Origin of the sequence: Pseudonocardia lutea (assembly GCF_042658055.1) — a bacterium.
Lineage (GTDB): Bacteria > Actinomycetota > Actinomycetes > Mycobacteriales > Pseudonocardiaceae > Pseudonocardia > Pseudonocardia lutea.
Map to the genome: position 1 here is coordinate 92,355 of NZ_JBHSQK010000041.1, position 312 is coordinate 92,666.

General features: G+C 84.9%; 1 protein-coding gene. It reads left to right on the forward strand.

Annotated features, from left to right (window positions below; translation table 11 throughout):
* On the forward strand, positions 1-312 hold a 312-nt coding region (locus ACFQH9_RS17200; protein ID WP_379567147.1), incomplete at both ends, for a hypothetical protein.

Here is a 312-nt window from a genome sequence, read left to right on the forward strand (position 1 = left end):
GGCCGCCGAGCAGCACCGCGAGGCCCGCCGTACCGCCCGGGAGGCCGCGGAGGGCACGGCCGGGCCGGACTCCGCCGCGGTCGCGCGGGTGGCCGAGGCCCGCCGGTCGGTGCTGGCCGAGGGCTCGGCGTGCGCGCTGCGGAGGGCCGCCCTGCGCGAGGCCGCGGAGGCCACGCTCCGCGCCCGCACCGCACTGGAGGGCACCGGCGTGGGCGCCGGCGACCCGCTCCCGCCGGTCCCGGAACCGCCGGCCGCCGCCCGGATCGCCGCGCACCGGACCGCGCTGCGCCAGGCCGCGGAGGCGGACGGGCA